This window comes from Kitasatospora sp. NPDC023118 (genome assembly GCF_055560875.1).
On sequence record NZ_JBVHHW010000013.1, the window covers coordinates 98,007 to 120,345 of the forward strand.

At 71.4% G+C, this 22,339-nt stretch carries 22 protein-coding genes and 1 pseudogene; 15 read left to right on the plus strand and 8 right to left on the minus strand.

Annotated features, from left to right (window positions below; all coding sequences use genetic code 11):
* Positions 1-243 precede the first annotated feature (243 nt).
* The 10 genes from ACZ3UD_RS18755 (at position 244) to ACZ3UD_RS18800 (ending at position 10,254) form a co-directional block, all read left to right on the plus strand.
* The gene (locus ACZ3UD_RS18755; protein ID WP_465588344.1) at positions 244-1,062 is read left to right on the plus strand and encodes a hypothetical protein; all 819 of its coding nucleotides are present in this window, start codon (positions 244-246) and stop codon (positions 1,060-1,062) included.
* Positions 1,059-2,468, plus strand: coding sequence for a cytochrome P450 (locus tag ACZ3UD_RS18760; RefSeq protein WP_465588347.1), 1,410 nt, complete (start codon positions 1,059-1,061; stop codon positions 2,466-2,468). The genes ACZ3UD_RS18755 and ACZ3UD_RS18760 overlap by 4 nt, the downstream gene beginning before the upstream one ends.
* A gap of 68 nt (positions 2,469-2,536) precedes the next feature.
* A complete protein-coding gene (locus ACZ3UD_RS18765; RefSeq protein WP_393035233.1) occupies positions 2,537-3,940 on the plus strand; it encodes a coproporphyrinogen-III oxidase family protein in 1,404 nt (467 codons plus the stop codon).
* A gap of 40 nt (positions 3,941-3,980) precedes the next feature.
* The gene (locus ACZ3UD_RS18770; RefSeq protein WP_465588351.1) at positions 3,981-4,520 is read left to right on the plus strand and encodes an SRPBCC family protein; all 540 of its coding nucleotides are present in this window, start codon (positions 3,981-3,983) and stop codon (positions 4,518-4,520) included.
* Between the two features lie 5 nt (positions 4,521-4,525).
* On the plus strand, positions 4,526-4,993 hold the full coding sequence (locus tag ACZ3UD_RS18775; RefSeq protein WP_465588354.1) for an SRPBCC family protein: 468 nt from the start codon (positions 4,526-4,528) through the stop codon (positions 4,991-4,993).
* On the plus strand, positions 4,980-5,534 hold the full coding sequence (locus ACZ3UD_RS18780; RefSeq protein ID WP_465588357.1) for an SRPBCC family protein: 555 nt from the start codon (positions 4,980-4,982) through the stop codon (positions 5,532-5,534). The genes ACZ3UD_RS18775 and ACZ3UD_RS18780 overlap by 14 nt, the downstream gene beginning before the upstream one ends.
* Positions 5,531-6,772, plus strand: coding sequence for an NAD(P)/FAD-dependent oxidoreductase (locus tag ACZ3UD_RS18785; protein ID WP_465588360.1), 1,242 nt, complete (start codon positions 5,531-5,533; stop codon positions 6,770-6,772). Before ACZ3UD_RS18780 ends, ACZ3UD_RS18785 begins: the two co-directional genes overlap by 4 nt.
* A 62-nt stretch (positions 6,773-6,834) precedes the next feature.
* A complete protein-coding gene (locus tag ACZ3UD_RS18790) occupies positions 6,835-7,230 on the plus strand; it encodes a hypothetical protein (protein WP_465588363.1) in 396 nt (131 codons plus the stop codon).
* Positions 7,231-7,346: 116 nt separating this feature from the next.
* Positions 7,347-8,540, plus strand: a complete 1,194-nt coding sequence (gene metK / locus ACZ3UD_RS18795; protein ID WP_465588366.1) for a methionine adenosyltransferase — start codon at positions 7,347-7,349, stop codon at positions 8,538-8,540.
* A gap of 169 nt (positions 8,541-8,709) precedes the next feature.
* Entirely contained in the window at positions 8,710-10,254 is a 1,545-nt protein-coding gene (locus tag ACZ3UD_RS18800) for an acyl-CoA carboxylase subunit beta (protein WP_465588728.1), read from the plus strand.
* Between the two features lie 59 nt (positions 10,255-10,313).
* Here ACZ3UD_RS18800 and ACZ3UD_RS18805 read toward each other — a convergent pair whose 3' ends face one another.
* Positions 10,314-11,117: an AfsR/SARP family transcriptional regulator gene (locus ACZ3UD_RS18805; protein WP_465588369.1), complete on the minus strand. Its 804-nt coding sequence runs from the start codon at positions 11,115-11,117 to the stop codon at positions 10,314-10,316.
* A gap of 359 nt (positions 11,118-11,476) precedes the next feature.
* Between ACZ3UD_RS18805 and ACZ3UD_RS18810 the strand changes: the two genes are divergently transcribed.
* The 4 genes from ACZ3UD_RS18810 to ACZ3UD_RS18825 all read left to right on the plus strand — a co-directional run bounded on the left by ACZ3UD_RS18810 (position 11,477) and on the right by ACZ3UD_RS18825 (position 16,874).
* Complete coding sequence (locus ACZ3UD_RS18810) at positions 11,477-11,629, plus strand: hypothetical protein (RefSeq protein WP_465588372.1); 153 nt, start codon at positions 11,477-11,479, stop codon at positions 11,627-11,629.
* 10 nt (positions 11,630-11,639) lie between these two features.
* Entirely contained in the window at positions 11,640-13,952 is a 2,313-nt protein-coding gene (locus ACZ3UD_RS18815) for a TOMM precursor leader peptide-binding protein (RefSeq protein ID WP_465588375.1), read from the plus strand.
* A gap of 58 nt (positions 13,953-14,010) precedes the next feature.
* Positions 14,011-15,639 (plus strand): SagB/ThcOx family dehydrogenase, encoded by a 1,629-nt coding sequence (locus ACZ3UD_RS18820; RefSeq protein WP_465588378.1) that lies wholly within the window; start codon positions 14,011-14,013, stop codon positions 15,637-15,639.
* A gap of 167 nt (positions 15,640-15,806) precedes the next feature.
* Positions 15,807-16,874, plus strand: a complete 1,068-nt coding sequence (locus ACZ3UD_RS18825; protein ID WP_465588381.1) for a sensor histidine kinase — start codon at positions 15,807-15,809, stop codon at positions 16,872-16,874.
* A 61-nt stretch (positions 16,875-16,935) separates the two neighbouring features.
* Here ACZ3UD_RS18825 and ACZ3UD_RS18830 read toward each other — a convergent pair whose 3' ends face one another.
* Both ACZ3UD_RS18830 and ACZ3UD_RS18835 read right to left on the minus strand, forming a co-directional pair.
* Positions 16,936-17,544, minus strand: coding sequence for a response regulator transcription factor (locus ACZ3UD_RS18830; protein WP_355676674.1), 609 nt, complete (start codon positions 17,542-17,544; stop codon positions 16,936-16,938).
* 91 nt (positions 17,545-17,635) lie between these two features.
* A complete protein-coding gene (locus ACZ3UD_RS18835) occupies positions 17,636-17,893 on the minus strand; it encodes a putative antibiotic biosynthesis monooxygenase (RefSeq protein WP_465588385.1) in 258 nt (85 codons plus the stop codon).
* Positions 17,894-18,016: 123 nt separating this feature from the next.
* On the opposite strand from ACZ3UD_RS18835, the gene ACZ3UD_RS18840 reads away from it, so the two are divergent.
* Entirely contained in the window at positions 18,017-18,610 is a 594-nt protein-coding gene (locus ACZ3UD_RS18840) for a TetR/AcrR family transcriptional regulator (RefSeq protein ID WP_465588388.1), read from the plus strand.
* A 15-nt stretch (positions 18,611-18,625) separates the two neighbouring features.
* Here the strand turns inward: ACZ3UD_RS18840 and ACZ3UD_RS18845 are convergent, their stop codons facing one another.
* The 5 genes and pseudogenes from ACZ3UD_RS18845 to ACZ3UD_RS18865 form a co-directional block, all read right to left on the minus strand.
* Complete coding sequence (locus ACZ3UD_RS18845; protein ID WP_465588391.1) at positions 18,626-19,513, minus strand: LysR family transcriptional regulator; 888 nt, start codon at positions 19,511-19,513, stop codon at positions 18,626-18,628.
* Between the two features lie 147 nt (positions 19,514-19,660).
* Positions 19,661-19,861: a DUF397 domain-containing protein gene (locus ACZ3UD_RS18850; RefSeq protein WP_465588394.1), complete on the minus strand. Its 201-nt coding sequence runs from the start codon at positions 19,859-19,861 to the stop codon at positions 19,661-19,663.
* 138 nt (positions 19,862-19,999) lie between these two features.
* Positions 20,000-20,796, minus strand: a pseudogene (locus tag ACZ3UD_RS18855) (IS5 family transposase).
* Positions 20,797-20,949: 153 nt separating this feature from the next.
* Positions 20,950-21,333: a profilin gene (locus ACZ3UD_RS18860; protein ID WP_465588397.1), complete on the minus strand. Its 384-nt coding sequence runs from the start codon at positions 21,331-21,333 to the stop codon at positions 20,950-20,952.
* A 274-nt stretch (positions 21,334-21,607) separates the two neighbouring features.
* Complete coding sequence (locus tag ACZ3UD_RS18865) at positions 21,608-22,207, minus strand: GNAT family N-acetyltransferase (RefSeq protein WP_465588401.1); 600 nt, start codon at positions 22,205-22,207, stop codon at positions 21,608-21,610.
* Between the last annotated feature and the right edge of the window lie 132 nt (positions 22,208-22,339).

A 22,339-nucleotide genomic window follows, 5' to 3' on the forward strand; every position in this document is an offset into this window, starting at 1 on the left:
TCCCGCTTGAACGCCACTTGAGCGCCTTTACCGGCGACTTCGGTATGCGGGCATATCGACTGCTCAGAGGCGGTAAGCGCGCCGACCCGCCGTCGGTATGCAGCGGCCCGCCAGGGCTTGACCGGAGCGCTGCATGGTTTTGGGGATGGTCCGCTCGAATTCCAGTGCGGAGTATGGGGGTTGTCCGGCGTCGACCGCCGAGAAATCCGAACGGCGCCATCCAGTGGAGCGAGGTCAGTTGCGATGAAACGGCGTCACCTGTTCGAGTTCGAGGATCTGTCCTGGTTCCCCGCGGTGCTGCGGAACCCGATCACCGACCTGCTGCGCGAGGCCATCGTGCTGCGCGGCGACGTCTACGCGCCGGTGGTGCCGTTGCTGGCCAAGCTGGTCCGCGAGCACGACATCTCCCGGATCGTCGACCTGTGCTCCGGCGGCTCCGGCCCCTGGACGGTGCTGAAGGGCCGGCTGGCCGAGGAGGACGCCGACGTCGAGCTGGTCCTCACCGACAAGTACCCCAACCGGGAGGCGCTGGCCGCGGCGGTCCGCACGATCGGCGACGGCCGAACCCGCTTCGAGACGCAGTCCGTCGACGCGACGGCCGTGCCCGAGCGGCTGTCCGGACTGCGCACCCTGTTCACCGGCTTCCACCACCTGCGGCCGCACACCGCCCGCCAGGTGCTGAAGGACGCCTACCGCCGGCGCGAGGCCGTCGCCGTGTTCGAGTTCACCGAGCGTCGCTGGGCGCCGATCCTGCTCACCGTCCCGCTCGGCCCGCTGCTGGTCTGGGGCTGGGCGGCCCGGCTGCGGCCGGTCAGCTACAGCCGGCTGTTCTTCAGCTACCTCGTGCCGCTGGTGCCGCTCGCCTTCATGTGGGACGGCATCGCCTCCAACCTGCGCACCTACACCACTGAGGAGCTTCGAGAGATGGTGCACGACCTCGACGCGTCGGACTACTCCTGGGAGGCCGGCGCCCTGTTGCCCGAGGGCCGTGGCGGACCGCCGGTCACCTACCTGATCGGCCGGCCCGTCGGCATCGAGGGCGGGAAGGGGGCGGACCGATGACCATCGCCCCGGAGCGGCGGGCCGCCGCCGGCCCCGCGAAGACCTGGGCGGTCGCCACCGGCGGCTCCCCGCTCGGTGTGATGCGCGGCTTCTCGAAGAACCCGATCGCCCTGCTCACCGACGTGTTCCAGCAGCACGGTGACGCCGTCAAGGTGCGCTTCCTGGCCAACCAGTACTTCTACTTCCTCTCCGACCCGGACCACATCCGGCACGTGCTGGCCACCAACTCGGCCAACTACAGCAAGGCCCCGCACCCGGCCTTCCTGCTGCTCGGCCGGGTCATGGGCAAGGGCCTGGTGACCAGCGACGGCGACCTGTGGAGCCGTCAGCGCCGGCTGATCCAGCCCGGGTTCACCAAGCAGCGGGTCGCCACCTACGGCGACATGATGACCGGCGCGACGCTGCGGATGCTGGACCGCTGGCGCGAGCGCGGCGCCCGCGGCGCCGACGGCCCGGTCAACGTCGACGCCGAGATGATGCAGCTCACCCTGGACATCGTCGGCCAGACGCTGTTCAACATGGACATCATCAACGAGGCCGGCAAGGTCGGCACCGCGTTCAGCGAGGTCAGCGAGCAGTTCGCCAAGCTGCTCGGCAACCCGTTCGGCCCGCTGATGGTCAACATGCCGTTCCTGCCGCTGGTCAAGCGGTTCAACGCCAACGTCGCCGAGCTGGACGAGGTCATCCACGACATCATCGCCAGCCGCCGCGACAACCCCGTCGACACCGGCGACCTGCTCTCCCTGCTGATGGCCGTCACCGACGAGGACGGCGGCCGCGGAATGAGCGACCAGCAGCTGCGCGACGAGGTCATGACCCTGCTGCTGTCCGGCCATGAGACCACCGCCGACGCGCTGACCTGGACCTTCCACCTGCTCGCCGAGCACCCCGAGGTGCTGGAGCGGCTGGAGCACGAGGTCGACACCCAGCTGGCCGGCCGCACCGCCACCGTCGCCGACCTGCCGAGCCTGCCGTACACCAAGCAGGTGGTCCAGGAGGCGATGCGGCTCTACCCGCCGATCTACCTGCTGGCCCGGTGGGGCAACGGCCCCGACGAGGTGGGCGGCCTGCCGCTGCCGAAGGACGCCAGCATCACCATCTGCCCCTGGGTGGTGCACCGCCACCCCGACTACTGGAGCGACGCCGAGCGCTTCGACCCGGAGCGGTTCACCCCGGAGAACCTGGCCAAGCAGCACCACTACGCCTACGTCCCGTTCAGCGGCGGCCAACGCCAGTGCCTGGGCGTGCACTTCGCGCTGATGGAGGCGCAGCTGCTGCTCACCACCGTGGTCCAGCAGTTCCGGCTGCGCTCCGTGCCGGGCCACCGGGTGGTCGCCGGCCCGGTGATGACCCTCCGCCCCGAGGGCGGCCTGCCGATGTACGCCGAGCCGCGCAGCGCGTCCTGACGGTTCGTCAGTCGAATCCGGAGCGCCGCAGCTCCCCAGCCTGTGAACGTCCGATTGGAGACCTGAGCATGACCGCGCCCGTCACCACCCAGCCGTACCCGCAGAAGTACACCACCCCGTTCATCCTGTATCCGCCGGCGCTCTGGGAGAACCGCTCCGGCCAGGAGTTCCTGCCGCAGCTGGCGCTCGACCAGACCGGCCAGGACTACGTGATGTACCTGTCGATCCCGTTCTGCCGGGTGCGCTGCTACTCCTGCCCGTACTTCGTCGACCAGCTCTCCCCGCACGACCCGCGCAACAAGGAGGCGCGCTTCGTCGACGCGATCGTCGCCGACCTGGAGCGCTGGGCGTCCTACAAGCGCTTCCAGACCGGCAGCCTGCGCGCCATCTACATCGGCGGCGGCACCGGCTCGCTGCTCAAGACCGCGTACCTGAAGCGGATCCTGGACACCATCTTCGCCAACTACCCGGTGGCCAAGGACTACGAACTCACCCTTGAGGGCAACGCCCGCGACTACACCCCGGACAAGCTGGACTACGTCGCCGACTCGCACATCAACCGGGTCAGCCTCGGCGTGCAGTCCTTCGACGAGAGCATCCTGCGGATCATCGGCTCCCCGCACGCCGCCCAGGAGTCCATCAAGGCCATCAACGAGCTCTCCTCGCGCGGCTTCAGCAACATCCAGATGGACATGATGTACAACCTGCCCGGCCACCGGCGGGAGACCTGGCAGCGTGACCTGGAGGTGCTGCGCGACCTCGACGTCAAGCACCTGACCACCTACCTGTACCGGATCCACCCCGGCACCCCGCAGGACAAGTTCATCAAGATGGGCAAGGTCGCCCCGCTGGTGGACAAGGAGTCGGAGTACGTCCGCAACATGTACCGCGACCTGGTCGAGGCCACCGAGAACATGGGCTTCCACAACTACATGTTCGACCACTTCTGCCGGCCGGGCTGGGAGAACGTCTACAACGAGTGGACCTTCCTGCGGAACAACGTCGAGATCCTCGGCGTCGGCCCCAGCGCCTACAGCTTCATCAACGACTACCGGGTCGGCGGCCGGAAGGACGTCGAGGGCTACATCGCCGCCGTCAACCGCGGCGAGCACTTCATCTCGGCCGTCTCCTCCCAGCTGAGCCCGCGGGTCCGCAAGGAGCGGTACGTGATGAACATCCTCCAGGCCTTCGCGGTCGACCTGAAGGAGTACGAGTTCCAGTTCGGCTCCAGCTTCCTGGAGGACTTCAAGCCCGAGGTCGAGCGGATCCTCAGCCGCGGCCTGGCCGAGCTCGCCGACGACAAGCTCACCCTCACCCAGCTGGGCCGCGAGTGGCACATGAACGTGATGCTCGAGTTCACCAACCCGGACTTCTGGGGCGAGACCACCGCGCTGGAGCACCCGCACTGGGCCATGAACACCCCGATGGTCGACCTGTTCGCCGGCCGCCGCGAGGACTGGCTCGGCGCCTGAGACCCGACCGAACGCACAACAGCCCAAGGAGCAAGCAGAGATGACCACCGTCAGCCCCACGGCGGGCCTCACCATCGACACCCACCCCGGGTTCGCCCACCGCACCGTGCAGACCCTCGTGATCGAGGCGCCGCTGGACGCCGTCTACGGGGCGCTCTTCGAGGTCCGCGCGTGGCCCCGGTACCTGCCGCACGTGCAGGAGATCGACGTCCGCTACGACGACGGGCGCTACCAGGAGTTCTTCATGACGGTCGCCTCGGAGACCGACGGCTCCCAGCTGCGGGTCCGCTCGATCCGCAACTGCCGCCCCGGGGAGATCGAGTTCTTCCAGCCCGAGCCGCCGGAGTTCCTCAAGCACCACGGCGGGATCTGGCGCTTCACCCAGGCCGCCGGCAACCCGGAGCACACCCGCGTCGAGGTCACCCACGTGTGGAACCTCCACGAGGAGGTCGCCCCGCTGGTCTACCCGGCCACCGAGGAGGCGAGCACCGAGGAGCAGGTGACGACCATGCTGGCCGGCCACTCCAGGCTGGCGCTGGACTCCTGGCGCAAGGTGCTCACCGGCAAGGGCGGGGAGTGACCGCCGTGGCCGCCATCACCGAGAGCGTCGTCATCGACGCCCCGATCGAGGCCGCCTACGGCGCCTTCGCCGACCTGGACCGCTGGCCCGCGATCCTGCCGGACACCCTGGACGTCCAGGTGCTCTACTGCGACGGCTACAACCAGGAGTTCACCATGACGGTGGAGCGCCCCGGCGGTCAGGAGACCGTCCGCGGCGTCCGCTACTGCCGCGCCCCGTACGAGCTGGAGCTGGTGCAGACCACGCCGCCGCCGCTGCTGAAGCGGATGACCGGCCGCTGGACCTTCGCCGAGCAGGACGGCCGCACCACCGTCACCGCCACCCGCGAGTTCGAGCTGCAGGCACCGCCCTCCGGCGACCCGGCCGCCGCCCCGCTGCCGGACGAGGCCGAGTTCGGCCGCCGGCTCTCCGGCCACCTGCAGCACAACCTGCAGCTGTTCCGCGAGGCGGTCGAGGCCGATGTCGACCGCTGAGCGGGCCGAACCCCGCGAAACAGCCGAACTCGCCGACCGCAGCGACCTGTTGAGCGTCAGCCGGTCGATCGACGCCCCGGTGGCCGAGGTCCGGGCGCTGTTCTGGGACATCGCCTCCTGGCACGCCGTCTGGGACCGGATCACCTCCGTCCGGGTGCACTACGACGACGGCGCGCACCAGGAGTTCGACCTGGAGGTGGAGCGCGACGGCCGGACCGAGTTCGTCCGCACCGTCCGCTTCCTGGCCCCCGGCGGCGACATCGAGTTCTTCAGCCCGACCCCGCCGCTTGGCATGGCCGACCACGTCGGCGCCTGGCGCTTCACCGAGCAGGACGGCGGCTGTCTGGTCACCGCCGAGCGGAACTACGAGCTGCTCCCGGCCCAGCCGGGCGGCAGCCCGTCCGACCCCGCCCACCAGGACTACCGGGACGCCTACCGGCGCCGCTTCGAGGACCGCCTCGGCCGGATCCTGGACAGTTTCGTCAGCCACTTCGAGGCGGGCGCGCAGCCTGCGCCCGCCGCCCTGGGAGCCGCCGCGTGACCACCGATGTGATCGTGATCGGAGCCGGTCCGGCCGGCTCCACCGCGGCGGCGGCCGCGGCCAGGGCGGGCCTGAGCGTCCTGCTGCTGGACCGCGCGATGCAGCCCGCCCCCCACCTGCCCGAGTCGTGGTCGGGCGAGACCCTGCCGCTGCTGCGCGGGCTCGGCGTGGAGGACGTCAAGGAGGCCTTCGGGGCCGCCACCGGCGTGCGCTTCCTCAACGCCACCGGCCGCTTCGGCCTGGAGCTGACGCTGTCCCGGGCGGCCGGCTGCGACCTGCCGGCCGTGGTCCGGCTGGACCGCTCCACGTTCGACAAGATCCTGGTGGACAACGCGATCCGCCAGGGCGCGAGCTACCGCCCGCTGCACACCGTCACCGACGTCGAGTTCGCGGCCGACGGCAGCGGCGTCAGGCTCACCGCGGCCACCCCGGCCGGGATCGCCGAGCTCTCCGCCCGGTACGTCATCGACGCCAGCGGCAAGTCCGCCCTGGTCTCCCGGGCGCTCGGCACCCGGGAGGAGCCCGAGCAGCAACTCGACCCGCGCGAGGCGGTGTTCAGCCACTTCAAGCCCGAGCGCGAGCACGAGCTGGCGGTCGAGGGCACGATGACCATCATCGGCATCACCCACGGCTACGTGTTCGTGATCCCGATGGGCGGCGGCCGGGTCGGCGTCGGCGTGGTGGTCGGCGACGACCACGCCCAGCGCTACGGCGGCGACATCGAGTCGCTGTTCTGGGCCGAGGTCGACGAGGCCGCCCCGCTGCAGACCCTGCTGGCCGGCGCCGACCAGCTGCTGCCGGTGCTGCCCGCGCTCAACCGGCGCTTCCGCGCCACCGAGCTGGCGGGGGAGGCGTACGCGATCGCCGGCGACGCCGCCGCCTTCCTGGACCCGTTCTTCTGCAGCGGCATCGACATCGCCGTCCAGGCCGGGCTGTTCGCCGGCCAGGCGGCCGTCGACTCCCTGGCCGCCCCGGGCGCCGAGGAGCGCTCCGCGGTGGTCGCCCGCTACCAGGAGAAGGTCGGCGCGCTGATCAAGGGCGCGGACGCGGCCGGTGACGCCACCTTCGCGGACGGCGCCCACCAGCAGCTGCTGATCGGCCTCGCCGACCCGCACCTGCCCACCGTGCTGCCGCTGGCCGCCCTGCTGCAGAGCACCCTGCGGGGCAGCGCCGAGGAGCCGCCCGGCTCGCCGCGCGAGCTGATCGGCGGCGTCCGCGAGCAGTTCAGCCTGCTCTGACCGGCAGCCCCGCACCACGAGAGCGAGCACGAGCTCCACGAGAGAGAGCGAGGACAACCGCAATGATCCCCGTGACCGGAGGCATCGACATCAGGGGCGACCTCGCCACGGTCGGCGCCTACGTCGGGCACATGCCCAACCTGACCGAGTGGACCACCTTCTTCCAGGCGGTCGACGGCGAGAGGGACGGCAGGTTCCAGGTGCAGTCCGTGATGGGCCCGATCGAGACCTGGATCACCGGCACCGAGAGCGCCGGCGCCCGCCGCTACGTCATCCACTCGCTGATCCGCGGCCAGGAGGAGGAGGCCGAGCTCGACCTCCAGGAGCACGACGAGCACGTGGCCGTGCGCTTCACCGTCAACCTGCCGCCCCACGTCGACGAGGACGTGGTGGTCGGGCAGCGCAACGAGATGGCCGAGGAGCTCGTCCAGCTCAAGCGGCTGCTCGAAGCGAGCTGACCGCCCCGCTCGGTCCCCGCCGCCCCACCGGCGGGGACCGGCCGCCGTTTCCCCGCCCGTCCGCCTGTCCGCCCGTCCGCCCGTCCGTCCCAGTCGCCAACCCTTACGGAGCACCCATGGCCCGCCGCCTGTTCACCTCCGAGTCCGTGACCGAAGGCCACCCCGACAAGATCGCCGACCAGATCAGCGACGCCATCCTGGACGCGCTGCTCACCCAGGACCCGGGCAGCCGGGTCGCGGTCGAGACGCTGATCACCACCGGCCAGGTGCACATCGCCGGGGAGGTCGCGACCTCCGGCTACGCCGACATCGCCGCGATCGTCCGGCGCACCGTCCTGGAGATCGGCTACGACAGCTCGCAGAAGGGCTTCGACGGCGCCTCCTGCGGCGTCTCCGTCTCCATCGGCTCGCAGTCCCCGGACATCGCCCAGGGCGTCGACGCCGCCTACGAGTCCCGGGTCGAGGGCGCCGAGGACGAGCTCGACAAGCAGGGCGCCGGCGACCAGGGCCTGATGTTCGGCTACGCCTGCGACGACACCCCCGAGCTGATGCCGCTGCCGATCGCCCTGGCGCACCGGCTGTCCAAGCGCCTGTCCGAGGTCCGCAAGAACGGGACCGTCCCGTACCTGCGCCCCGACGGCAAGACCCAGGTCACCATCGAGTACGACGGCGACCGCGCCGTGCGCCTGGACACCGTGGTGGTCTCCTCGCAGCACGCCGCCGACATCAGCCTGGACGGCCTGCTCGCCCCCGACATCCGCGAGTACGTGGTCGAGCCCGAGCTCGCCGCGCTCGGCATCGACACCAGCGACTACCGGCTGCTGGTCAACCCGACCGGCCGCTTCGAGGTCGGCGGCCCGATGGGCGACGCCGGCCTGACCGGCCGCAAGATCATCGTGGACACCTACGGCGGCATGGCCCGCCACGGCGGCGGCGCCTTCTCCGGCAAGGACCCGTCCAAGGTGGACCGCTCGGCCGCCTACGCGATGCGCTGGGTCGCCAAGAACATCGTCGCCGCGGGTCTCGCCCGCCGCGCCGAGGTGCAGGTCGCGTACGCGATCGGCAAGGCCGAGCCGGTCGGCCTGTTCGTCGAGACCTTCGGCACCGGGACCGTCCCGGTGCTGACCATCCAGGAGGCCGTCACCAAGGTCTTCGACCTGCGCCCGGCCGCGATCATCCGCGACCTGGACCTGCTGCGGCCCATCTACGCCCAGACCGCCGCCTACGGCCACTTCGGCCGCGAGTCGCAGGACCTGACCTGGGAGCGCACCGACCGGGCGGCGGAGCTGCGCGCGGCCGCCGGGCTCTGACGCCCGGCTCCGCACCGACGCCGAGCCGAAGTACGAGAGGGGAAGTACGTTGACCACCATCCAGAGCGGACTCGCCGATCGTCTCGGCACCGTCGTCGGCAGCCCGACCCCGCCGCCCGCCGAGGTCCGGGCCCCGGTGCACCCCCGGACCGCGGCGGTCGGCCCGCAGCTGCGCTCCGCCGTCGAGCAGTTGGCCGCCAAGCACCGGGAGGCCTACGACGGCCCGAGCGCGGACGCCACCGAACGCCAGCACGCCCGGGGCAAGTTGACCGTCCGGGAGCGGCTGGACGTGCTGTTCGACGAGGGCACCTTCGTCGAGCTGGAACCGCTGCGCCGCCACCGCGCCTCCGGCCTCGGGCTGGAGGACCGCAAGCCGTACACCGACGGCGTGGTGGTCGGCTGGGGTGAGGTGCACGGCCGGACGGTCTTCGTGTACGCGCACGACTTCCGGATCTTCGGCGGCGCGCTGGGCGAGGCCCACGCGCAGAAGATCCACAAGATCATGGACATGGCCCTGGCGGCCGGCGCGCCGCTGGTGTCGCTGAACGACGGCGCCGGCGCCCGGATCCAGGAGGGCGTCACCGCCCTGGCCGGCTACGGCGGCATCTTCCAGCGCAACACCAGGGCCTCCGGCGTGATCCCGCAGATCTCGGTGATGCTCGGCCCGTGCGCGGGCGGCGCCGCCTACTCGCCCGCGCTGACCGACTTCGTGTTCATGGTCCGCGAGACCTCGCAGATGTTCATCACCGGCCCGGACGTGGTCCAGGCGGTGACCGGCGAGAAGGTGAGCCAGAACGGCCTGGGCGGCGCCGACGTGCACGCCGAGGTCTCCGGGGTGGCGCACTTCGCGTACGACGACGAGCGGACCTGCCTGGAGGAGGTCCGCTACCTGCTCTCGCTGCTGCCGCAGAACAACATGGAGATGCCGCCGGTCGAGCCCACCGGCGACCCGGCCGACCGCCGCTGCGAGGAACTGCTCGACCTGGTGCCGGTCAACGGCAACCAGCCGTACGACATGCGCGAGGTGGTCGCGGCGATCGCCGACGACGGAGAGTACCTGGAGCTCCAGGAGCGCTGGGCGAACAGCGTGATCTGCGCGCTGACCAGGCTGAACGGCTCGGTGGTCGGCATCGTCGCCAACCAGCCGCAGTCGCTGGCCGGGGTGCTGGACATCCACTCCTCGGAGAAGGCCGCGCGCTTCGTCCAGCTCTGCGACGCCTTCAACATCCCGCTGGTCACCATGCTGGACGTGCCCGGCTTCCTGCCCGGCGTCGACCAGGAGCACGGCGGCATCATCCGGCACGGCGCCAAGCTGCTGTACGCGTACTGCAACGCCACCGTGCCGCGGATCCAGCTGATCCTGCGCAAGGCCTACGGCGGCGCCTACATCGTCATGGACTCCCGCTCGGTGGGCGCCGACCTGTCCTTTGCCTGGCCCACCAACGAGATCGCGGTGATGGGCGCGGAGGGCGCGGTGAGCGTGATCTTCCGTCGGGAGATCGCCGGCTCCACCGACCCGGTGACCACCCGGGACCTGCTGATCCAGGAGTACCGCGAGGAGCTGATGCACCCGTACTACGCCGCCGAACGCGGCCTGGTGGACGACGTCATCGACCCGGCGCAGACCCGCCGGACACTGATCCGCTCGCTGGCGGTGCTCCGCTCCAAGCACGCGGAGCTGCCCCGCCGCAAGCACGGCAACCAGCCGATCTAGCCGCCCCCGGAAACGGACGACCGCTGCCGGATCCCCCCCCGGCAGCGGTCGTCTCCGTGTCACAGCCGGGCGAGGTCCGGCTGCCGCTCCACGACGTCCAGTTGGGGATCGGCGTTGAGCATCGCGTGGTGCAGCCGCTGCAGCTTGGGAGAGGGCTCCAGACCGATCGACTCGACCAGCGTGCCGTGCAGCCGCCGGTAGACGTCCAGCGCGTTGGAGGCCCGCCCGCAGCGGTAGAGCGCAAGCATGTAGTGCGCGTGCAGGTTCTGGTGCATCGGATGGCGGGCCGTCAGCGAGGCCAGCTCGCCGATCAGGCTGGCGTGCCGGCCCAGGCCCAGGTCGGCGCTGATCCGGTCGTCGACGGTGCTCAGCCGGTTCTCCTCCAGCTGGATGGCCTCGATCGAGAGGATCTCGCCGAGCTGCAGGTCGGCCATGGCCGGCCCGCGCCACAGGTCGAGCGCGCCGCGCAGCTGGATCGCCGCGGTCGCGCAGTCGCCGGCCCGCAGCGCCGACTGGCCGGCCTCCCGCAGCCGGTCGAACCGGGCCGCGTCGGTCTGCTCGACCGGGACGTCGAGCAGATAGCCGTTGTACTGGGTGCGCAGCAGCGTCTTGGGGCAGGTGCCGTCCGGCGCGAGTCCCTTGGCCAGCATGCGGCGCAGCTGCAGGATGTAGGTCTGCAGGGTGGTGGCCGCGCTGCGCGGCGGGTCGTACGACCACAGCTCGTGGAAGAGCGTCTCCACCGGCACCTTGGTGCCGGATCGGAGGGCGAGCAGGGCGAGAACCTGTCTAGGCTTCCCCGCGCTCGGCACCACCGACGTCCGTCCGAGCCTGGCGGTCAGTGGGCCCAGGATGCCGATCTCCACCGGAGTCTCCCTTCGTGCCTCGTGCTCCGTGCTGCGTTGCGAAGGCGCTGGTGTCGCGAAGGCTCTGCGTCGCGAACTCGCTGCTCACGACGGCCTTCGGACCTCGTGGACCCCAGGAGTGGGGATGCGCCTCGCAGCGTCTTCACCTTGGCACCCGGGGCGGCCCGGAACCCAGTGCCGGCCTCACCGATCGAGGGTGACTCGAGAACGGCCCGAGGCATGAGGATTTCACGGTCGATCGATGAGCGCGGCACTGTCCCGCGCTCCGGTCGCCAGCCCAGAATCCTCGTGCCGCTCCGGGAAGCCCGCAGCGGAGCTTGACGAGATCTGACGGACCTTCACGACATCTGGGGGAGAACGTGTTCGGAACTGCCCTTCTCGACTCGCTGGACCTGATCGACCTGATGTCCCCGGCCGGGGACCACGACCTGGACCTGACGATCGTGGACCTCGACCACCCCGCTGCCGGGCGTGCCGACCTGTGCGTCTGCTTCTCGACCGACGGCCTGTAGGGGTTCTCCGGTGACCCGCAGAGCCGACTCGACCGCCGCACCCGCCGCCGACCGCCGCCTGATCGGCTTCCGCAGCCATCTGCGCACCGAAGTGGTGCCCGGCGACGCGGCCTACCTGGTCTCCGACCAGGGTGTGACCGCCCTGCAAGGGGAGGGCATCGAACGGCTGGTGCCGCTGCTCGACGGCACCCGCGACCTCGCCGGCGTGCTGCGGGACGCCGCGCCCGGGCTCCCGGACGGCCGGGCCCGGCAGCTGATCGCCCGGCTCGCCCGGGCCGGGCTGATCGGCTACCACGGCGAGACCGCCGCCGACCCGGCCCGCCGTTCGGCGCGGGCCTACTGGGAACTGGCCGGCCTGGACGGCGCCGCCGCGCTCGGCCGGGTCGAGGCGGGCGCGGCGGTGCTGGCGGTCGGCGGCGCCGACGCGGGGGAGGTCGAGCAGGCCTGCCGGAACAACGGCCTGCCGGTCACCGCCGCGGCGGACGCCGGGGAGCTGTCGGTGGTGGTCTGCGCCGACTACCTCGACCCGGCCCTGCGGGAGATCGACGCCGCCCACCGGGCCACCGGGCGGGCCTGGCTGGCGGTCAAGCCCGGCGGCTCCAGCCCCTGGGTGGGCCCGGTGTTCGGTGAGGCCGACGGCCCGTGCTGGACCTGCCTGGCGCACCGGCTGCGCGCCCACCGGCGCTCCGAGGTGCCGGTGCAGCGGGCGCTGGGCCTGGCCGGCCCGGTGGCGCGGCCGGACACCTCGGTGCCCGCCGTCCGGGCGCTCGGCGCGCAGCTCGCCGCTCTGGAGGCGGCCAAGTGGCTGGCCGGCTACCGGCACGCGGGCCAGCGGGAGATCCGGGTGCTGGACAGCCTCGGCCTGGCCGTCCAGGGCCACCGGGTGAGCCGCCGCCCGCAGTGCCCCGAGTGCGGCGACCCTGGCCTGATGGCCGCCCAACTGGCCCGCCCGGTCGTTCCGGTGGCCCGTCCGAAGGCGGAGGGCGCCGACTGCCACCGCGCCGAGACGCCGGAGCAGGTGTACGAGCGCTACGGCCACCTGGTGAGCCCGGTGACCGGTGTGATCGCCGAGATCCGCCGGGACCCGCGCGCCCCGGTCCGGATCAACTGCTACCTCTCCGGCCGCAACCCGGTGGCCGGCTCCGCCGACCTCGCCCAACTGCGCGCCGGGCTACGGCAGATGAGCGGCGGCAAGGGCGCGACCCCGCTGGAGGCGAAGGTCAGCGCGCTGTGCGAGGCGCTGGAGCGGCACTGCGGCGCGCTGCACGGCGACGAAACCCGGATCCGCGGCAGCTACCGGGAGTTGGCGGCGGAGGCGGTCCACCCGGACGACTGCCAGCTGTTCGACCCGCGCCAGTACGCGGACCGGGAGCGCTGGAACGAGCGGCACTCCGTCTTCCAGTACGTGCCCGCGCCCTTCGATGAGACCGAGCCGGTGGACTGGACCCCGGTCTGGTCGCTGGCCGACGGCCGCCGGCGTCTGCTGCCCACCGGAATGCTCTACTACAGCTGCGCGGTCGGCCCGGTGGCCCCGCCCGCCGGCAGCCGGGCGCTGCGCGCCGACTCCAACGGCAACGCGGCGGGCAGCAGCCTGGAGGACGCGATCGTGCACGGCTTCCTCGAACTCGTCGAACGGGACGCGGTCGCGCTCTGGTGGTACAACCGCACCCGCCAGCCGGCCGTCCGGATGGAGGAGTTCGGCGACGTCTGGGGCCGGGACGCGATGGAGCTCTACGCCGGCCTCAACCGCGAGGTGTGGGCCCTGGACCTCACCTCCGACCTCGGCATCCCGGTCTTCGCCGTGCTCTCCCGCCGCACCGACAAGCCCGCCGAGGACGTCATGTTCGGCTTCGGCGCGCACTTCGACGCCCGGATCGCCCTGCGCCGGGCCCTGACCGAGATGGGCCAGCTGCTGCCGGCCGCCCTCGGCGCGGCCCCCGACGGCACCGGCTACGACCTGGACGATCCCGAGCTGCTCTCCTGGTGGCGCGCGGCGACCGTGCGCAACCAGCCCTACCTGCTGCCCGATCCGGGGCGGACGGCGCGCGGCCCGGCCGACTTCCCGGCCGGCCCGCGCCGCGACCTCGGCGAGGAGGTGGCCGCCTGCGTGGAGACCGTCCGCGCCCACGGCCTCGACCTGCTGGTGCTCGACCAGACCCGACCCGACATCGGCCTGCCGGTGGTCAAGGTCGTCGTCCCCGGCCTGCGCCAGTTCTGGGCCCGGTTCGCCCCGGGCCGCCTGTTCGACGTCCCCGTCGCCCTCGGACGGCTGGCCCGGCCCAGCCGCTACGAGGAGCTCAATCCGATCCCCCTGTTCGTCTGACCGACCGGTCGGACCGTCCGGCGGAGCCCCCGCCCGCCTTCAGCAATGAGGAGCCCCCATGCCGACCAGCGACGGAATCCTCGCCGCGGCCCGTGCCGCCGGCGGAGCCCGCCCCCGCGCCCTGTGGTCCCTGCGCGAGGACGTCCTGGTCGAGCCGGCGGAGCCGGATGGTTCGCTGCTGCTGAGAGCCCGCTGGGGCGACTTCCGGCTGGACCGTCCGCACCCGCTGGTGAGGGAGACGCTGCGGCGGATGAGCCTGGGGCCGATCATGCTGGAGAACGTCTTCGCCGGGGCGGTGCCCGCCTCCGGCGACGGCGAGCCGGTCCGGGACCAGGCCGGGCAGGCCGAGGTGCTGCGGGTGCTGCACCGGCTCCAGCACCTGGTGGTGCGCTCGCTCGGTCTGGAGGACGCCGCCCAACCGCTGCTGTCCGTGGTGCCGTTGGCCAGGGAGGCCCGGTTCCAGCCCGGGCCGGTCGACCCGGGCCGGCCGGTGCGGCTGTCCCGCTTCGCCTTCCTGCGCACCGAGGGCGCCGGCTTCGTGCTGGAGGCGCCCACCGCCCTGCACCGGGTCGAGCTGCACCGGCCGGAGAGCGCCCGGGTGGTCGGCATGCTCGGCCGCCCGGTGCGGCCGGCCGAGATCGTGCCGGAGTCGGGCCTGTCCGAACCGGTGGTGCTGGCGCTGCTGGCTCAACTGGCGGGCGCCGGGCTGCTCTCGGTCGCCGAGGACGGCGGGCCGGAGCCGACGGCCTCGGTGGAGCTGATCCGGCTGTCCGCCCCCACCTTCGGCGAGGACCTCGACCCGGTGCTCGCCGCCTGGTCGGGCGTCGACCTGTTCTTCCACACCCGCAGCACCACCGGGCGCCACGACGGCCCGTACGGTGCGACCCACCCGCTGCGCGGGCGCACCGACCCCGAGCCCGCGCTGCGCCCGCTCCCGGCCGGCCGGCGCCACCCGCTGGCCCGCCCCGACCTCAAGCAGGTGCTGGCCGCCGACCCGGTGCTCACCACGGTGATCGAGGGCCGCCGCTCGGTCCGTGAGTTCGGCGCCGCCCCGTTCACCGCCGAGCAGCTCGGCGAGTTCCTGCACCGGACCGTACGGGTGCGCGGGCTGCGGCCGGGGCCCGCCGACGACCCGAGCGGCGAACCGGTCAGCGACCGCCCGTACCCCAGCGGGGACGGGGCGTACGAGCTGGAGTTCTACCCGGCCGTGCGGGACTGCGCGGGGCTGCCGGACGGGATCTACTACTACGCACCGTCCGAGCATTGTCTGATCTCGGTCAATGAGGGCCCGGAGGAGCTGGACGAACTGTTCGCCGAGGCCGCGCTCAGTGCCCGGCTGGCCACCCCGCCGGCCGTGGTCGTCGCCATCACCTCCCGGCACCGCCGGCTGTCCTGGAAGTTCAGCGGCCTCGCGTACGCGCTGACGCTCAAACACGTCGGCGTGGTGACCCAGAGCATGTACCTGGTCGGGACGGCCATGGGCCTGGCCACCTGCGCGCTGCGCAGCGGCGACATCGAGCTGGCCGAACGGGCGCTGCGGGTCGACTGGCGGGCCGAGGCTACGGTCGGCGGCTTCGTCCTGGGCACGCTCCCGGAGGGCAGCCGCCCGGCCCGGGAGGGGCGGGCGGATCCGGCCGATTTCACGGGCTGGGACGAGTGTGCGAACGAGGTGTCGGCGCGGGGATAGTCGCGCCCTATACTCCCCCCAAGTCGCTTGGGGGGGAGTACAGCTTGAGTGGAACCGTGCGTGTGCGGAGCGAGCCGGGCGGATCCGGTGACGCGGGGGGGCGGCCGACGCGGGAAAACAGACCGACCGGTTTCAATGCTCCCCCGCCCAGGCTGGCCTTGGCCATTGTGGTGATCGTGCAGCTCGGCTTCGTGCTGATCGGCTTTCTGAACATGACGACGAGTCATCCGACGGAAAGTCAATTCGTTGCCGCGAGCCTGACATTCACCGCCGCCTCGGCGCTCCAGTTCGTCCATTGCGCACCCCGGATGCAGCGCGTCCGGGAACGCTACGGACGCTGGACGCTGCTGGCGCAGGCGGTGCTGACGTACGTGCCGCTGGTGTTCTTCGGCTTCGCCTGGGGCGGGATGGCGGGCTTCCTCGGCTCCTCGGCGCTGCTCCTGCTGCGCGGCAAGCGGGCCGGGGCGGCCTTCGGGGCGGTGGTGGTGCTGTCCGGGGTCAGCGGCGCGCTGCTGGGCATCAGCGTGGCCGAGGCCGTCTACCTCACCGTGGCGACGGCGCTGACCGGGCTGATCGTCTTCGGCCTGACCAGGCTCGCCCAACTCGTCATCGAGGTGCAGCAGGCCCAGCAGGAGCTGGCCCGACTGGCCGTCACCCGGGAACGGCTGCGGTTCGCCCGCGACCTGCACGACCTGCTCGGCTACAGCCTCTCGGCGATCACGTTGAAGAGCGAGCTGACCTGCCGACTGGTCACGGTCAACCCGGACCGTGCGCTGGACGAGCTCGGCGGGGTCCTGGAGATCTCCCGGCAGGCCCTGGCCGACGTGCGCGCGGTGGCCCGCGGCTACCGGGACATGTCGCTGGAGAGCGAGGCCGTCTCGGCGCGGTCGGTGCTCGCGGCGGCCGACATCGAGGCCCAGTTCGACCTCGGCGGCATCCAGCCCACCGGGGAGGCCGACACCGTGCTCGCCACCGTGCTGCGCGAGGGCGTCACCAACCTGCTGCGGCACAGCAAGGCGGAGTGCTGCATCGTCAAGGGCCGGGTGGAGGGCGGGCGGCTGCGGCTCACGCTCTCCAACAACGGCGTCCCCGAGCGGGCAGTGCTCGGGGACGCGGACCGGCACGGTGGCGGGCTGGACAACCTGGAGGTGCGGCTCGCCAAGGTCGGCGGCCGGCTCAGCGCCGGGCCCGACGGGCGGGGGTGGTTCCACCTGGTGGCGGAGGTCCCGGCGTGAGCCGTGTTGCCAGGGCCTGTCCGGCGAAGATCCGCCGGACGGGCCCTAAACCGGACGGGCCCTAAAGCAGCCAGCCGGATTCCTCGGCCAGCCTGATCGCGTCGATCCGGTTGCGGGCGTTGAGCTTCGTCACGATCGTCGTCAGGTAGTTCCGGACCGTCCCGACCGACAGGTGCAGGGTCGCCGCGATCTCCGCCGCCTCGGCCCCGCCGGCGGCGGCCCGCAGCACCTCGGTCTCCCGCAGGGTCAGCGGGTTCTGGCCGCTGTCGAAGGCGTCCAGCAACAGCTGGGGGTCGATCACCCGCTGACCTGCGGCCACCCCGCGCACCGCCTCGGCGAGCTGCTTCGGCGGCGCGTCCTTCAGCAGGAAGCCGGACACCTGCGCCTCCAGCGCCCGGCGCAGCGTGCCGGGCCGTCCCAGGCTGGTCAGGATCAGCGTCCGGCACTGCGGCAGCTTGGTCTTCAGCAGGCTCGCGGCGGTCAGACCGTCCATGCCCGGCAGGTCGATGTCGATGATCGCCACGTCCGGACCGGTCTCCAGCGCCTTCGGGACCACCAGGTCACCGCGCTCGGTCTCCGCGACCACTTCGAGGTCGTCCTCCAGGTCCAGCAGCGCCACGAGCGCGCCTCGGACCATGTGCATGTCCTCGGCCAGCAGAATCCGTATCACCCGGTAGTCCCCCCAGAGCCACGGCCGGGCGTGCCACCCGGACGGACCTCCGATGGTAGGGGAACCGGCGCCCGGGGGCGCCCGATGCGTGCTACTTCCGACGGCCGTGGCGGCGGGCGAGCTTGGTCTCCGCCTTGAGCAGCAGGGGCATCAGCGCGTAGCTGACGACCGGGACGACGAGGGCGGTCATCACCAGGGTCCGCAGCGGCAGCGGCAGGTGTCCGAGGTAGGGGCCGAGCAGGACGAAGGCGGCGGTGATGGTCGGGTAGACGGCGAGCCAGGTGAGCAGCGCCCGGCGGTGCACGGACGGGGCTGCGGGTGCCGGTGCGGTGATGGTGTCGGTGGTCATGGCGCGTTCCTCCCGTTGGCGATCGGCTGGAGCTCAAATCCCCAACCCTTCGGTTGGAGATTCTGGCAGACGCCTGCGCGGATGTCCAACCCTCTGGTTGGAGATTCGCGCTATGGTTGAGCCATGGCCTGGGACACCGCACGCACGCAGCAGCTCCTCCTCGACGCCGCGGTCGAGGAGTTCGCCGAGTTCGGCCTGGACGGTGCCCGGATCGCCCGGGTGGCCACCCGGGCGGGCATCAACAAGGAGCGGATCTACCAGTACTTCGGCAACAAGGAGCAGTTGTTCTCCGCGGTGCTGACGTCCGAACTCGGCAAGCTGGCGGAAGCGGTACCGCTCGTCCTGGAGCGGGGACGGGACCTCGGCGACTACGCCGGACGCGTCTTCGACTACCACTCGGCCAACCCGCACTTCTCCCGTCTGATGGCCTGGGAGGGCCTGCAGCGCGGCACGGCGTCCGAGGAGTTGGCGGCCGGGCCCGAACGCACCGTGCACTACGGCGAGAAGGTCGCCGCCCTCGCGGCCGCGCAACAGGCCGGCGAGCTGGCCGACGACGTGGATCCGGCGCGGCTGATGTTCGCGGTGATCGGCCTGGTGAACGCGTGGTTCACGCTGCCGCAGATGGTCCGCCTGCTCCTCTCCGGCACGACGGACCCCGCAACGAACCGGGAGGCCGTCGTCACCCTGGTCCGCCGCCTGGCCAAGCCCGCCGCCTGAGGGCCCGAGCCCCTGTCAGACGGACGGACAGGCTGAGAGCAGGGCATCCACCACGACGCCGATCGCGGGGCGTGCGGCCGAGGTGCATCGCCAGATGGCGAAGACGCGGCGACGCGGGGCGTCCGCCAGGGGCACGAACCGCACCGGAGCCGACGTCGCTTCACGTCCCAGGTGCGGGATGATGGCGATGCCCAGCCCTGCCGCGACCAGTGCGATCTGTGTGGGGTGTTCCGAGGCGGTGTGGGCGATGCGGGGCTCCTTGATGCTGCGCACCAGCCGTTCGTGGCACAGTTGCCCGTCGCTCGAGGTGATCCAGTCCTCGTCGCCGAGATCGTCCAGGCTCAGCGTCGGACGGTCGGCGAGCCGGTGGTCCGAGGGTAGGGCGATGTCGTAGGTGTCGTAGAGGAGGGCGCGGTGGTCCAGCCCCTGGGGCAGGGCGAGCGGATCGTCGATCCAGTCTTCGACGACCGCCAGGTCGAGCAGCCCGCGCCGCACCGCCGGGATGGCTTCGTACGGTTCCTGTTCCCGCGCCGACACCGTCAGATCCGGGTACCGCGACCCCAGGGCCCGCAGCGTCGGCGGGAGCAGCCCACGGGCGGCGGTCGGGAAGGCCGCGATCGTGAGGTCGCCGCTCACCACTCCGCGCTGCTGCGCCATTACCGCCATGACGCGCTCTGCGTGCCCGAGCAGCTCTGCGGCCTGATCGGCGAGCAAAGCGCCGGCCTCGGTCAGACGGATGCCCCGACCTTGGCGTTCGGTCAGACAGGCCCCGGTCTCCTGCTCCAGCCGTGCCATCTGTTGTGAGACCGCCGAGGTGGTGACGTGCAGGAGCCGCGCGGCGCCGACGACGGATCCGGTCATCGCCACGGCGTGCAGCACGCGCAGGCGTTCGAGGTTCAACATCTAAGTGATGCTACGACGTGCGGTCCATAGACATTCACTTGTGCTTTGTGGTGATCGAATCCAGAGTATGACGCGTTGCCGCGGGCCATCGGTATCGGGGGCGAACGCCGGGCACAGGGGAACCGGCGTCCGCCCCTGGTCTGATGCCTAGTGAAGCCCGAAGTCGAACTCCCCGGCGGCCACCGCATGAATGAAGGCCTCGTGCGCCTGGCGGTCGAACGCCAGCGCAGGACCGGAGGGGTCCTTCGAGTCGCGGATGTAGGAGACCGGACCGCCCGGGATGGCGATCTCGACGCAGTTCTGGTTGCCACCGCTGTAGCTCGATTTCTTGAAGGTCAGATGGATCACTTGATCTGTTCTCTCTGTGCGGTGATGAAGGCGAGCGAGGAGTCGACCGGAAGGGCCTCGGCGGTGATCTCCTGGAGCCTCGCCCGGTACAACTCGACGTCAGCCGGGCAGGTGGCGCTTAGGGTGTCCGCCAGTAGGTCATCGGATGCGGGGGCTTCGAGGCCGGGTGTCCCAGCGGTAGAGGGTCCAAGCCCGTCTGATTAGGCAGCGGACAGTGATAATGGCGCTGGCCAGGGCGATGAAGAACTCGACGATGGTTCTTCGTCGCTCGGTGCAGCGGCGGAGCTTGCCGAAGTTGTTCATCCAGGAGTTCGTGCGTTCGACCACCCAACGCCCGCCGGCCTGGATCGGGGTCTTCGCGCCGCGCTCGGCGATCTTGCCGGTGATTCGCCGGGCGTCGAGATCCTGGTGGACCATGCTGTAGTCGTAGCCGGCGTCCAGGCTCAGGCGCGGGTGCTCGGGCAGCGGCCCCAGAGCTGCTTCCAGGGCGGCGAAGCGGTCGAGGGTCGCGGGCAGCAAGGTGTGATCGCGCGTGTTCGCCGGTGCCGGGTCGGTGACCAGCGGTATGCCGTAGCCGTCCGTCAACTGCGAGCGTTTCATGCCGAGTTCGGCCCGATCAACGGGGCTCTTGCCAGCGCACTCTCCCCCGGACGGAGCCTTGGCGATGCAGCCGTCCGCAGACAGCCGGTCGAGTTCGAGGCCGATCATCTGGTCGTAGCAGGCGAGTGCGAGCACGCGCAGGGTCTCATCACACCGGCGGCGATCCACTCGTCGCGGCGGCGACGCAGCGTGGTGGCAGAGCACATGCGGTCCGCCACCCGCTCGTATCCGCAGCCGAAGACCAGGACCTGCACCAGGCGGTCGAAGACGACCTCGTCGCTGATGCGCGGATTGTGGCAGCCCAGCGGATGGCGGTCCTCACGCGCGGGCAGCAGCGCGAGGAACTAGTCGCGGATCGGGTCGAGAATGCATGATGGGGCGGCAGGCACGGATCCCCCGGTGATCACGAAGCGCAGAGACTCCATGATCGGGCGAACCATGCCTGCCGTGCTACCACCGCCCAGCTCGGCACCTACTGGCAGATGCCCCTAGTAGCCGTTCTCGATGAGGTAGTCGGCGAGCTTCTCCACGGCAGTTGCCGCGTTGCCCGGCTGCCCATTCTCGTTGTAGTAGCCGATGAGAATGGCCTGGGCAGTCTTGGCCAGTGCGACGCCGGTGGCGCCCTTCTTGCCGCGGATCGAGCGGTCTTCGCCCTTGATGCCCATGTACTTCACGCCGCTGACGGTGACGCCCCTCGCGAAGACGCCGGCCGGGCTCTTGAACAGCGCGACAATGGCCGCGCCCTCGCCGTCCTTGAGGCCGAACCCGTTGCTGATGGCCCAGACATCCCCGTCCGAGGCACCGATGATGGCCCCGCCTTGGAGATGACCCGTACCCACGAGCTGCTCATCCACATACGCCTGCCAGGACATGGCATACCTTCTCTCGACAAGAAATGGTGAACCGCGCCCGATCGTGGGCCACGGCCTGGGAAACCTTCCGCGCCCCCGTTGTCTCCGAAACGCTCAGGCGCCTCATGTGGCCGGAACTGATGCGCTGTCACTCTTCAGGGTGAACGGCACCTACGCATCTCAGCCGAGCCGAGCTTCCCCGGTTCGCCTCCGGGCGCAGCCGGGCAGGCGCGCCGGGCCGGCTACCCAGTCAGGGCGCGTACCGGCAATCGGAACAACGAAGATGGGAGAGCTGTCAGCGTCCCTTGCCGCGGTGGCGGGCCCAGTCGGGGGCGAGCATGGACATAAGGGTGGCGTCAATCCACTGGCCGTCGTAGTGGAGGGCGTCGCGCAGGGTGCCCTCGGTGGTGAAGCCGAGCTTCTCGTAGACATGGCGGGCCCGGGGGTTGAACGTGTAGACCTCCAGGGCGACCCGGTGCAGGCCCGCTTGCTCGAAGCCGTGGGCGAGCATGAGGTGGGTGGCCTCCGTTCCCAGTCCCCGGTCCTGGCCTGCGGCGATCAGCAGGATACGGAGGTTGCAGCTGCGATTGGCCGCGTTCAGCTCGCTGAAGGCGATCTCGCCGACGCACGCCCCGGTGGCCAGGTCGACGATGGCCAGGTCGAGGCGGTCGGCCTGGGCGCTGCGCCACAGGCGGAACTGCTTGGCACGTTCGGGGATCTGGGGTCTTAGCGGAGCGTCGGAGCGGTTCGCGGCATCGATGGGCCGCAGGAGCTCCCGGTCCTCGAAGACGGGTGCCAGGGCGGCCACATCGCCCGGTTCGGAGGGGCGCAGTCGTACCTTCGAGCCGGTGAGGACGGGCTTGGCGGTGCAGCCGGCAGGCACGGTCGCGTTCACCCGGTGAACCTGGCAGCCGCGGCCTGCCACGGCAAGGAGACGTCACGCTCACGAGACGGTCATCGTTGCCACCATGACCCGCAGCCGGGACGGGCGGACCATCCAGCAGGACGACTTCCGGGGCGCCGCCGG

Excerpts from the sequence above, each read along its gene's own strand:
- ACZ3UD_RS18755 (WP_465588344.1), top strand. The coding sequence starts at position 244 with ATGAAACGGCGTCACCTGTTCGAGTTCGAGGATCTGTCCTGGTTCCCC.
- ACZ3UD_RS18760 (WP_465588347.1), top strand. The coding sequence starts at position 1,059 with ATGACCATCGCCCCGGAGCGGCGGGCCGCCGCCGGCCCCGCGAAGACC.
- ACZ3UD_RS18765 (WP_393035233.1), top strand. The coding sequence starts at position 2,537 with ATGACCGCGCCCGTCACCACCCAGCCGTACCCGCAGAAGTACACCACC.
- ACZ3UD_RS18770 (WP_465588351.1), top strand. The coding sequence starts at position 3,981 with ATGACCACCGTCAGCCCCACGGCGGGCCTCACCATCGACACCCACCCC.
- ACZ3UD_RS18780 (WP_465588357.1), top strand. The coding sequence starts at position 4,980 with ATGTCGACCGCTGAGCGGGCCGAACCCCGCGAAACAGCCGAACTCGCC.
- ACZ3UD_RS18790 (WP_465588363.1), top strand. The coding sequence starts at position 6,835 with ATGATCCCCGTGACCGGAGGCATCGACATCAGGGGCGACCTCGCCACG.
- metK (WP_465588366.1), top strand. The coding sequence starts at position 7,347 with ATGGCCCGCCGCCTGTTCACCTCCGAGTCCGTGACCGAAGGCCACCCC.
- ACZ3UD_RS18820 (WP_465588378.1), top strand. The coding sequence starts at position 14,011 with ATGCCGACCAGCGACGGAATCCTCGCCGCGGCCCGTGCCGCCGGCGGA.
- ACZ3UD_RS18835 (WP_465588385.1), bottom strand. The coding sequence starts at position 17,893 with ATGACCACCGACACCATCACCGCACCGGCACCCGCAGCCCCGTCCGTG.
- ACZ3UD_RS18840 (WP_465588388.1), top strand. The coding sequence starts at position 18,017 with ATGGCCTGGGACACCGCACGCACGCAGCAGCTCCTCCTCGACGCCGCG.
- ACZ3UD_RS18845 (WP_465588391.1), bottom strand. The coding sequence starts at position 19,513 with ATGTTGAACCTCGAACGCCTGCGCGTGCTGCACGCCGTGGCGATGACC.
- ACZ3UD_RS18860 (WP_465588397.1), bottom strand. The coding sequence starts at position 21,333 with ATGTCCTGGCAGGCGTATGTGGATGAGCAGCTCGTGGGTACGGGTCAT.